Origin of the sequence: Streptomyces sp. NPDC060027 (genome assembly GCF_042737005.1) — a bacterium.
Lineage (GTDB): Bacteria > Actinomycetota > Actinomycetes > Streptomycetales > Streptomycetaceae > Streptomyces.
On record NZ_JBHWVI010000098.1, the window covers coordinates 18,447 to 30,121 of the forward strand.

At 71.0% G+C, this 11,675-nt stretch carries 8 protein-coding genes; 3 read left to right on the top strand and 5 right to left on the bottom strand.

Annotated elements, in window-relative coordinates; translation table 11 throughout:
• A partial coding sequence (gene pulA, locus ACFWBT_RS23490) for a pullulanase-type alpha-1,6-glucosidase (RefSeq protein WP_385703498.1) occupies positions 1-5,035 on the top strand: 5,035 nt, incomplete at its 5' end.
• A 140-nt stretch (positions 5,036-5,175) separates the two neighbouring features.
• Entirely contained in the window at positions 5,176-5,541 is a 366-nt protein-coding gene (locus ACFWBT_RS23495; RefSeq protein WP_385703501.1) for a 5-carboxymethyl-2-hydroxymuconate Delta-isomerase, read from the top strand.
• Positions 5,542-5,604: 63 nt separating this feature from the next.
• Here the strand turns inward: ACFWBT_RS23495 and ACFWBT_RS23500 are convergent, their stop codons facing one another.
• The 5 genes from ACFWBT_RS23500 to ACFWBT_RS23520 form a co-directional block, all read right to left on the bottom strand.
• Positions 5,605-6,306, bottom strand: a complete 702-nt coding sequence (locus tag ACFWBT_RS23500; RefSeq protein ID WP_385703504.1) for a TetR/AcrR family transcriptional regulator — start codon at positions 6,304-6,306, stop codon at positions 5,605-5,607.
• 57 nt (positions 6,307-6,363) lie between these two features.
• On the bottom strand, positions 6,364-7,413 hold the full coding sequence (locus ACFWBT_RS23505) for a PDR/VanB family oxidoreductase (RefSeq protein ID WP_385703518.1): 1,050 nt from the start codon (positions 7,411-7,413) through the stop codon (positions 6,364-6,366).
• Entirely contained in the window at positions 7,413-8,333 is a 921-nt protein-coding gene (locus ACFWBT_RS23510) for a metal-dependent hydrolase (protein WP_385703506.1), read from the bottom strand. Before ACFWBT_RS23510 ends, ACFWBT_RS23505 begins: the two co-directional genes overlap by 1 nt.
• A 114-nt stretch (positions 8,334-8,447) precedes the next feature.
• Entirely contained in the window at positions 8,448-10,376 is a 1,929-nt protein-coding gene (locus ACFWBT_RS23515) for a hypothetical protein (protein ID WP_385703509.1), read from the bottom strand.
• Between the two features lie 41 nt (positions 10,377-10,417).
• Positions 10,418-10,927, bottom strand: a complete 510-nt coding sequence (locus tag ACFWBT_RS23520) for a tetratricopeptide repeat protein (protein ID WP_385703511.1) — start codon at positions 10,925-10,927, stop codon at positions 10,418-10,420.
• 156 nt (positions 10,928-11,083) lie between these two features.
• On the opposite strand from ACFWBT_RS23520, the gene ACFWBT_RS23525 reads away from it, so the two are divergent.
• On the top strand, positions 11,084-11,551 hold the full coding sequence (locus ACFWBT_RS23525) for a hypothetical protein (protein ID WP_385703513.1): 468 nt from the start codon (positions 11,084-11,086) through the stop codon (positions 11,549-11,551).
• The last annotated feature ends 124 nt before the right edge of the window (positions 11,552-11,675 follow it).

Consider the following 11,675-nt stretch of genomic DNA (forward strand, 5'->3'; position numbering starts at 1 on the left):
CTGGATGGCGCCGATCTTCAAGAACCAGCCCGTCCAGGGCACCGGCAAGGACGCCTCGGCCGGGTACCACGGCTACTGGATCACCGACTTCACCCGGGTCGACCCGCACTTCGGCAGCAACAAGGACCTGGAGACCCTGATCTCCAAGGCCCACGCCAAGGGCATGAAGGTCTTCTTCGACGTCATCACCAACCACACGGCCGATGTCGTCGACTACGAGGAGAAGTCCTACGGCTACCTCTCCAAGGGCGCCTTCCCGTATCTGACCAAGGACGGGAAGCCGTTCGACGACGCGGACTACGCGGACGGCCGCCACGGGTTCCCGTCGGTGGACGCCGACTCCTTCCCCCGTACGCCGACGGTGCCCGCCGCGAAGAAGAACGCCAAGGTGCCGTCTTGGCTCAACGACACGACGATGTACACCAACCGCGGTGACTCCACCTACGCCGGCGAGTCCACCACGTACGGCGACTTCTCCGGCCTCGACGACCTGTGGACCGAGCGTCCCGAAGTGGTCAGCGGCATGGAGAAGATCTACGAGAAGTGGGTCCGGGACTTCGGCATCGACGGCTTCCGGATCGACACCGTGAAGCACGTGAACATGGAGTTCTGGACGCAGTGGGCGACCGCCCTCGACGCGTACGCCGCCAAGCACGGGCGCAAGAACTTCTTCATGTTCGGCGAGGTCTACTCCGCCGACACGTCGATCACCTCGCCGTACGTCACCCAGGGCCGCCTCGACGCCACCCTCGACTTCCCCTTCCAGGACGCGGCCCGCTCGTACGCCTCGCAGGGCGGCAGCGCGCAGAAGCTGGCGTCCGTCTTCGGCGACGACTACAAGTACACGACCGACAAGGCCAACGCCTACGAGCAGGTCACCTTCCTCGGCAACCACGACATGGGCCGCATCGGGTACTTCCTGAACCAGGACAACCCCAAGGCGACCGACGCCGAACTGCTGAAGAAGGACGAGCTCGCCAACGAGCTGATGTTCCTCAGCCGCGGCAACCCCGTCGTCTACTACGGCGACGAGCAGGGCTTCACCGGCTCCGGCGGTGACAAGGACGCCCGCCAGACGATGTTCGCCTCCAAGGTCGCCGACTACCTCGACGACGACGAGATCGGCACCGCCCGCACCCACGCGAGCGACGCCTACGACACGAGCGCACCGCTTTACAAGCAGATCAGCGCTCTCTCCAAGCTCCGCAAGGACAACCCCGCCCTCACGGACGGGATCCAGACCGAGCGGTACGCGGCGGACGGCGCCGGTGTGTACGCCTTCTCCCGTACGGACGCGAAGACCGGCACCGAGTACGTCGTCGCCGTGAACAACGCCGACGAGGCGAAGAAGGCGACGTTCGCGACGGGCTCGGCGAACATGAACTTCCGCGCCGTGTACGGGACCTCGTCCTCCGTGAAGAGCGACTCCGACAAGAAGGTCGACGTCACCGTCCCGGCCGGATCGGCGATCGTCCTCAAGGCCGCGGGCCGGCTCGCCGCCCCCGCCTCCAAGCCGACGCTGACGCTGAAGGCCCCCGCCGCGGGTGCCACCGGCACCGTCGAGCTCTCCGGGGACGTCGACGGTGGACAGCTGAACCGCGTCGTCTTCGCCGCCCAGGTCGGCAACGGCACCTGGCGCACGCTCGGCTCCGCCGACCACGCCCCCTACAAGGTCACCCAGGTCATCGGCGAGGACGTGCCCGCCGGAACCGCCCTGCGCTACAAGGCCGTCGTGATCGACTCGGCCGGACGCACGGCGAGCGCGACGGCCGCCTCGACCACGGGCACCCCGCCCGCCGAGGAGATCCCGGCGGCCTCCTCGCGCGACTACGCGGTCGTCCACTACAAGCGCACCGACGGCGACTACACCGACTGGCGCGTGTACGCCTGGGGCGACATCGCCGACGGCGAGTCCACGACCTGGCCGGCCGGCCACGACTTCATCGGCCGGGACGCCTACGGCGCCTTCGCCTACGTGAAGCTGAAGCCCGGCGCCTCCGGCGTGGGCTTCCTGGTCATCGACAAGGACGGCAACAAGGACGTCTCCGCCGACCGCACCATCGACGTGACCAAGACGGGCGAGGTCTGGCTCGAGCAGGGCAAGGAAGCCGTCCTCACCGAGCGGCCCGACCCGCCCGCCCAGGACAGGACCAAGGCGGTCCTCCACTACCACCGCGCCGACGGCGACTACACCGGCTGGGGTCTGCACACCTGGACCGGGGCCGCGACGCCCACGGACTGGACGAAGCCCCTGGAGCCGGTTCGGACCGACGCCTACGGCGCCGTCTACGAGGTGCCGCTCGCCGAGGGTGCCACCAGCCTCAGCTACATCCTCCACAAGGGCGACGACAAGGACCTGCCCACCGACCAGTCGCTGGACCTGACGGCCAACGGCCATGAGGTGTGGCTGCTGAACGGCCAGGAGAAGTACCTGCTGCCGCAGCCCGTGGGCAGCGCGGCCGCCCTCGACCTGACCACCTCCAAGGCGGTCTGGATCGACCGGAACACGGTCGCCTGGAACGGCTCCGAGGCCGCTGTCTCCACCCAGCTCCTGTCCTCCCGCGACGGCTCGATCGCCGTTAAGGACGGCGCGCTGACCAGCGACGACGAGCGTTGGCTGCGACTGGGCAAGACCACCCTCACCGACGCCCAGAAGGCGAAGTTCCCGCACCTGAAGGCGTACACCGCCTGGTCCGTCGACCCACGCGACCGCGACCGGGTGCGCCAGGCGCTCGGCGGCCAGCTCGTCGCCTCGCAGCGGGCCGCGAACGGCGCCGTGCTCGCGGCGACCGGCGTGCAGATCGCCGGCGCCCTCGACGACCTGTACCCCGCGACGAAGGCCCACCTCGGGCCGGTCTTCCACGACCGTGTCCCCACCCTCTCGGTGTGGGCCCCGACCGCGCAGTCGGTCGGCCTCGACCTCGACGGCTCCACCGTCGCCATGAAGCGCGACAGCGCCACCGGCGTCTGGTCCGTCACGGGCAAGCGGTCCTGGACGAACAAGCCCTACCGCTACGTCGTGAAGGTGTGGGCGCCGACCGTCCGGAAGGTCGTCACCAACAAGGTCACCGACCCGTACTCGGTGGCCCTGACCACCGACTCCAAGCGCAGCCTGGTCGTCGACCTGGACGCCAAGTCCCTCGCCCCGTCCGGCTGGTCCGCGCTGAAGAAGCCCAAGGCCGTGCCGCTGAAGGACGCGCAGATCCAGGAACTGCACATCCGTGACTTCTCGGTGGCGGACAAGACCGTCCCCGCGAAGGACAAGGGCACCTACCGCGCCTTCACCGACCGGAGCAGCGACGGCTCGAAGCACCTGAGGAAGCTGGCCGCGTCCGGCACCTCGTACGTGCACCTGCTGCCCGCGTTCGACATCGCCACCATCCCCGAGAGGAAGGCGGACCAGCAGACCACCGACTGCGATCTCGCCTCCTACGCCGCCGACTCCCAGAAGCAGCAGGAGTGCGTGGCGAAGACGGCCGCCAAGGACGCCTACAACTGGGGCTACGACCCGTACCACTACACGGTCCCCGAGGGTTCCTACGCCACGGACCCCGACGGCACCCGGCGCACGGTCGAGTTCCGCGACATGGTCAAGTCCCTGAACGAGGACGGCCTGCGGGTCGTCATGGACGTGGTCTACAACCACACCGCCGCGAGCGGTCAGGCCGACACCAGCGTCCTCGACCGGATCGTCCCCGGCTACTACCAGCGGCTCCTCGCCGACGGCAGTGTCGCCAACTCCACCTGCTGCGCCAACACGGCCACCGAGAACGCCATGATGGGCAAGCTGGTCGTCGACTCGATCGTCACCTGGGCCAAGGAGTACAAGGTCGACGGCTTCCGCTTCGACCTCATGGGACACCACCCCAAGGCCAACATCCTCGCGGTCAGGAAGGCCCTCGACGCGCTCACCCTCGCGAAGGACGGCGTCGACGGCAAGAAGATCATCCTGTACGGCGAGGGCTGGAACTTCGGCGAGGTCGCCGACGACGCCCGGTTCGTCCAGGCCACCCAGAAGAACATGGCCGGGACCGGGATCGCGACCTTCTCCGACCGGGCCCGTGACGCCGTCCGCGGTGGCGGTCCCTTCGACTCCGACCCCGGCGTCCAGGGCTTCGGCTCGGGCCTGTACACCGACCCCAACTCCTCGACCGCCAACGGCACTCCGGCCGAGCAGAAGGCCCGCCTGCTGCACTACCAGGACCTCATCAAGGTCGGCCTGACCGGAAACCTGGCCGGGTTCAGCTTCACCGACTCCGCGGGCAAGGAGGTCAAGGGCTCCGAGGTCGACTACAACGGTCAGCCGGCCGGCTACGCGGACGCTCCCGGCGACGCGCTCGCCTACGCCGACGCCCACGACAACGAGTCGCTGTACGACGCGCTGACGTTCAAACTGCCCGCGACGACCGGCGCGGCGGACCGGGCCCGGATGCAGGTTCTGGCGATGGCGACGGCCACCCTCTCGCAGGGACCGTCCCTCTCCCAGGCCGGCTCCGACCTGCTGCGCTCCAAGTCCCTGGACCGCAACTCCTTCGACAGCGGTGACTGGTTCAACGCCATCCACTGGAACTGCCAGGACGGCAACGGATTCGGGCGCGGGCTGCCGCCGGCCACCGACAACGCCTCCAAGTGGCCCTACGCCACACCGCTGTTGACGACCGTCAAGGTGGGCTGCGGCCAGATCGACGGCGCCTCGGCCGCGTACCAGGACCTGCAGCGGATCCGTACGGGCGAGAAGGTCTTCTCGCTCTCCACGGCCGGCCAGGTGCAGTCCACGCTCTCCTTCCCGCTGTCGGGGAAGGACGAGACCCCCGGAGTGATCACGGCGCGCCTCGGCGACCTCGTGATCGTCTTCAACGCGACCCCCGAGAAGCAGGAGCAGACCGTCGGCTCCCTGGCCGGGAAGGCGTACGCGCTGCACCCGGTGCAGGCGTCGGGCGCGGACTCTGTCGTCAAGTCCTCGTCCTACGCGAAGGACACGGGCTCCTTCACCGTTCCGGCCCGCACCGTGGCGGTGTTCACCCGGACCCCGTGACGGCGACCCCGTGACAGCGGCCCGACCCGGTGGGGGCGGCCCCGGACACCCTGAGCACGACGGGTGTCCGGGGCCGCCCCCGTCGTCGTGCGGGTGCTGCGGCTAGGGTGATCGGGACCTTCCCCGGAACAGGAGTGCCCATGCCACAGATCACCGTCGAGACCTCCCCGGCCCTCGACCACGTCGACTGGGGTGCGTTCGCGCTCGCGCTGCACCCCGTGATCGTCGAGATCGCGGCAGCGCGGCTGGAGGCGTGCAAGATGCGCACCCTGCGGAGCGAGTACGAGGTGGTGGGAGACGTGGTGGCCACGGGCACGGGAGGTCCCGCCATCGTCCATGTCGGCATCGCCCTGCTGGCGGGCCGCAGCGAGGAGACCAAGGCGAGGCTGACCGAGGCCACGCTGGAGCTGCTGCGGGGGCACATCGAGCCCACCGACGGGGTCACGCTCCACGTCTCCGTCGAGGTGCGCGACCTCGACCCGTCGTACCGCAAGTTCGAGGCGTAGTCCCCAGACCGGAGAACGAAGTCTCCCGGCGAGCCCGGCCCGTAAGGGCTCCCGCGCCCCTATCTAGGGCGCGGGCGGCGAGGCCAGCGCGAGCAGCCGGACGACGAGGTCGGTGAACGGCCCGTCGCCCGGCTCGTTCTTGAGCCCCCTGCGCAGCAGTTCGGCGACCTCCGTGTCGTAGGCGGCGCTGACCGCCGCCAGGGCCGCGAAGTCGTGCACGAGCTGGACCTCCAGCTCGCCGCGCGGAATCCGCCGGCCGCCCAGCCAGATCAGCGCGGTCGACTCGACGAGCGAGATCCAGGAGCGGATCATCAGCTCCAGTCGCGCGGGCGGGTTCTCGACGTCCAGATGGGACAGTATCTGGAGGTACGCGGCCTGCCGTACGGCGTCGACGAGGGCGTTGGTGGTGGACGAGCCGACGGCCGGGCCGCCCCGCATCAACGCGGCGAAACCGGGCCCGTGGTCGTCCACGAAGTCGAAGAACCGGCGCATCACCCGCAGCAGCCGTGCCCCCAGTGGCCCTTCGCGGGACTCCACGAACCGGCCCGCGAGATCGTCGGCGGCGCGCTGCAACGCCGCCTCGTACAGACTGAGTTTGCCCGGAAAGTAGTGGTACACGAGCGGTCGAGAGATGCCCGCGGTCGACGCTATCTCGTCGATGGAGACCTCGTCGGGCGAGCGTCGGCTGAACAGTTCGAGGGCGACGCCGATCAACTGCTGCCGTCGCTCCTCGACACCCATCCTGCGGCGTACCCCGGTTGTCATGCGAACACCTTACCGATCGGATCCGGACCGGAACGGGCCGGTCCGGGCCGGGGACGTTCACATGTCCAGCACGATTCTCCCACCCCGCGTACGCGAGACACAGATCAGCATCGAGTCGTCACGCTCCGCGTCCGTCAGCAGCTCGTCCCGGTGCTCGATCTCACCCTCCAGCACCCGCTGTTGGCAGGTCCCGCAGAATCCCTGCTCACAGGAGTAGAGCGTGTCCGGGAGTTCCGCGCGGACCGCCGTGAGGACCGACGAGCCGGCGGGCACGGTCACCGTGCGTCCGCTGCGCCGCAGTTCGACCTCGAAGGCGGTGTCGCCTTCGCCGGACGCACGGGCCGTGAACCGCTCCAGGTGCAGCGCGCCGCCCTCCGGAATCCGGGCCTCGACCGCCGCCGTCAGCCCGTCCGGACCGCAGCAGTAGACCACCGCTCCCCGGGGGAGGTCCGCGAACAGCGCGTCCAGGTCCGGCAGCCCGTCCTCGTCCTCCGCGACGACGGTGACCTTCGTGCGGTCCAGCTTCTCGATCTCCTCCAGGAACGGCATCGAGGCGCGCGTCCGGCCGCCGTACAGCAGCCGCCAGTCCGCGCCCTCCCGCATGCTGCGCAGCATCGGCAGGACCGGGGTGATCCCTATCCCGCCCACGACGAAGAGGTACGCCGGAGCGTCCACGAGCGGGAAGCGATTGCGCGGTCCGCGCACCTCGACCTCCATGCCCTCCCGGAGTCGTTCGTGCACCTCGCGCGATCCGCCCCGCCCGTCCTCGACCAGCCGGGTCGCGACCGTGTACGAGGAGGTGTCCTCCGGGTCGCCGCACAGCGAGTACTGCCTGACGAGCCCCGACGGCAGCACCAGATCGAGATGGGCCCCCGGCTCCCAGGGCAGCAGGTCCGCACCCTCCAGGCGCAGTTGGACGACGCCGTCGGCGACCCGCTCGTGCCGGGCGACCAGCAGTCGCAGGGCCCGCGAGCGGGGCCGGCCGGAGACCGGGTTCTCCAGGGCGGGCAGCGGCCACAGCGGTGACGCCCCGATCCGGCGGCGCAGCGCACGCCGGACGATCAGCGCCGCACCCGCGACGGCCACGACGGTCCGCACCTTGGGCATCACGCGGCACCAGCGTCCTTCCCGGCGACCGAGGCCGCCGTCGCGGCCGGGGAGGAGGCCAGATACGCGACCGCCTGCTCGGTGGAGCCCTCCTGCGAGGGGTGATACGTGCGGCTGAGATAGCGGGGGATGGACTTGAGCATGGCCCCGGTGGACGGCAGTACGCCCCGTTTCCCGCCGATGTAGAAGTCCTTGAAGCTCGCCCGGCCGTTCGCCAGGGTGGGGTCGTTCTCCATGAAGAACCGGGCACCGCGCTGCCACAGGAAGACGAGCGCGGTGAACGCGGTCGCCCAGGTCCGCGCGCGCCGCCGGTAGCTGCCGTCGACGTGCAGGAACAGCTCGAAGGCCACCGAGCGGTGCTCGACCTCCTCCGCGCCGTGCCAGCGCAGCAGGTCCAGCATGGTCGGATCGGCGCCCCGCCGGTCCAGCTCCTCGGCGTTCAGGACCCAGTCGCCGAGGAACGCGGTGTAGTGCTCGATCGCCGCGATCAGGGCGACCCGCTCCAGCAGCCACCACTTCCGCGCCTTGCCCGGGGGCAGCGTCCGGTCGCCGAGCAGCTTCTCGAAGAGCCAGTCGACCTGTGCGGTGTACGGCGTCGGGTCCAGCCCCAGCTCCTTGAGATGCGGCAGCACCTCGTCGTGCGCCTGCGAGTGCATCGCCTCCTGCCCGATGAACCCGATGACGTCCGCGCGCAGCCGCTCGTCGCGGATGAGGGGGAGTACCTGCTGGTACACGTGCACGAACCAGCGCTCGCCGGCCGGCAGCAGCAGATGCAGCACATTGATGGCGTGCGTGGCGAACGGATCGTCCGGCACCCAGTGCAGCGGCGTGTCCTCCCACGAGAACGACACCTTCCGCGCCTTGAGCGCCGTCCACTCGGACTCGACCGGCAGGGGCAGCCGGGCCTGCGTGTTAGACATGGCGTCAATGTACTGACGGGTAGGCGCACGGAGAACCCCCGTGCGCCTACTTATTTACAGCTGTGTCAGCAATCCGCGTGACGGCGGCGGCCGGGGCAGGGAGGGGTACCGGGCTCAGCGCAGCCCGGTGATGCCCCGGCCGTCCTCCAGGGTCCCCTTCAACTCGGCCTGCGCCCCCTGCTTCGTCCGTACGGCGAGCTGGGAACCCTCCGCCGACCCGCGCACCCCGCCCGTCGCGTCGACCGACGCCGTGTCCTTGCTGCCGGCCGCGAGGAGATACCAGGCCCCCGCCCCCGACTTCCACAGCACACCGGCCAGTACGTGCGGGTCGCGGGAGCCGCACGCCGGGGAGTTCTCGGCCTTCGCGGCGACCGCCCCGTACGTCCCGCCCGAGGTGCGGAACTGGGCCAGCACCCGGGTGCCGCCGCCCCGCCAGGTGTCGGCGCGGGTGCACACCCACTCCGCCGATCCGCTCGCGTCGGGCAGCGGCTGCCGCGCGTACTGCCAGGCGTTCACGGACCGCACGCCCCCCGAGCGCACGGAGGCGAGGGAGCACGCGAACGGTGCCCACCCCCGCAGGTCCTGGGCGCCCGACGCCTCCCGGGGCGCGGCGGGCCGGCCCGAGGTGAGGTGGGCCGGGGCCAGCTCGCCGAGGTCGGTCAGCAGATGCGTGCCGGAACCGTCCTTGATCTGGAGCACGTTCCACGAGGTGCACGCGCCGGTCTGCGGCGGACCGGCCAGCGGGGAGGTGGCGCCGTCCGCGGACAGGGTGAGGTCCATCGCCCCGGCGGAGGGCTTCAGCAGGTCGCGCTCGGCGGCCTGCTTCACCCAGGGGGCCGTCAGGTAGCGGACGTTGCCGTCGGCCCGGCCCAGCACCACCGCGCTCGCCTCGGCCCCGCTCGCCCCGTCGACCCGCGCGAAGTCGAGGGCCGCGCCGCCCGTGCCGTCCCGCGGCTCGGCGTAGCGCGCGATGCGCAGACCGTCGTAGAGCAGCACCACCCGCGCCTGGTCGACCTCGCCCGCGTACAGCAGCTGGGGCGGGCCGGGCGGGGCGCCGGAAGGTGTGCCGGGAGTCGCCGAGACCTGCACGGACTCGCCGGGCCTGGCCCAGACGGCGAGCGCGCGGCGCAGCAGCGCGGTGTCCTCGACGAGGCCGCCGCGGGCCGGCCACACGGAGAAGTCGGTGCGCGCGGAGGACTCCCAGGCCGCCGCCGCGACCCGCTCCAGCCTGGCGGGGTCGAGGGCGGCCTCGGCGGCCGGGTTCTGCGCGTAGGAGGGAGCCGCGGCGCCGTCCGGGCCCCAGCCGTCGCCCGGCAGCCCGAGCAGCGCGCCGCAGACGGCCACGGCGGCGGTGGCGGCGAGGGCGGCCTTCATGTGCTGCCTGCGCCGCATCAGGTCGGTGGGCCGGGCGTGCAGCGAACAGGGGTCGAACTCGGGGGAGCCGAGCAGCGCGTCCCGCGGCTCGACGCCCGAGGCCTCCTTCAGCGCCGCGGCCGGGTCCGCGACGCCCGCCGCGGCCAGCATCCCGCGCAGGTTCGCGTCGGACAGCTTCTCCAGGCCGCGCAGCACGTACGCGGCACGGGCCGGCCCCGACAGCGCGGACAGCCGCTGGTCCAGGGCCAGTTCCTCGGCCCCGCCCGAGCGCGGGAAGAGCCGCAGGCCCCACACATGGGGGAGGAGGGGCGGCAGCTGGGACCGCTTGGGCCACGCCCGCCGCTTCAGCGGCAGCCCCGCCTCCAGTGCCGTACGCACCACCCGCAGGCGTACGAAGGCGTAGCCCGGGTCGCCGTCGCGGCCGCCGCCGCTCTGCTGCGCCGGAATGACCGACGCGTCGCCCGAAGCGCGGCCGCGCGGCAGCGCGCGCTGGGTGAGGGCGTGCGCGGTCAGTACCCGGCGGTTGCGGCCGAGGCTCGGCGGAAGCACCAGATAGGCCAGCCGGACCAGTCGCGGGTAGTGCTCGACGAGCGCGGCCTCGGCCTGCTCGACATCGACGACCGCTCCGGAGGAGACTGCGTGGCGCGGGGCTACATCCTGTGACTGCACGTTCAGCAGAACGAGCGAATCGGTGGATGGTCACCGAGCCCCTAGTCCTCCGGGTCCCCGGGCTCCACGAGCAGGCGCGCGTAGTTCGCCATCGACCGCTGGTAGCGCGGCAGATGGGGGGCCAGCGCACCGATCACCAGGGACAGGCCCTCGCGTTCGCGGCCGAGGTCGGCGAGGCAGAGCGCCAGACAGGCCCGCACCGCGTCGTCCAACTCGTCGGAGGGGCCGTCCAGTTCGGGGGTGAGGAGCTTGACGCCCTCGTCCGCCTGTCCGATGTTCCGCAGCGAACTGGAGAGCTGGATCTTCGCGCGTCGGCCGTTGTATCCGCTCAGGCCGAGGGCCAGTGCCTCCCGGTACAGCGGTACGGCGTTGTCGGAGTGGCCCGTCGAGTCCCAGGCGCAGGCCTGCTGGAAGGGGCCGAGGGGGCTGTCCGCGGGCAGCTCGGCCACCAGGGTGCCGATCACCGCCCGGAAGTCCGCCGCCCGCTCTTCCTCGTAGTCGTCGAAGGTGGCCCAGGCCGCCGCCGTACGCTCTTCCCAGTCTTCGTTCACGGGTGACACCCTCGCACAGCTGTACCCCTTGCGGTATCGGGTTCACCGCCCGGAAGGGCGGCCGATTGAGCACGGGGCCGCCGGGAGCCGTATCGAAGGCAGAGCCCTCGCCGGGGCTCTCCTCGGCGTGAACGCCGACAGGTACCGGAGGAACGTATGAGGTTGACACGCGAGAAGCTTCTGGCCGGAGCGGCCGTGGCCGCCCTGCTGGCACTGACCGGCTGCGGCGGCGGCTCGGACGACAAGGGCGCGGGAGCGAAGGAGACCGTCCCGGCCACGGCGACCGGCAGCCTGGAGGACCTGGCGGCAGAGGTGAAGTGCCGGCCGGACATCCAGACCGACGCGGACGAGATCCGCCAGGGCGTCTGCAAGATCAACGCCGGCAAGTTCATCCTGGCGACCTTCGCCACGGACCGCGGCCAGCGCGAGTGGCTCAACGGGGCCAAGGACTACGGCGGGTCGTACCTCGTCGGCGCCAAGTGGGTCGCCGTCGGGGACCAGAAGATGGTCACGACGCTGCGCGGTCAGCTCGGCGGGACCTTGGAGGAGGGGGTCTCGCACCACTCGGGAGGAAGTGGTGGTGGGGGAACCGAGACCGAGCACTCCGGTCACCACAGCGGCTGACCGCGCAGGACTTGGGGAGAGAAGAGAGCCGGGGGGGGGGGTTGCCCCCCCCCGCGCACGACTGGGGGGGGGGTTAAAACGGTGGGTTTTAAAAAAAAACGAGCCCCCCCGAACCACAAGTTTT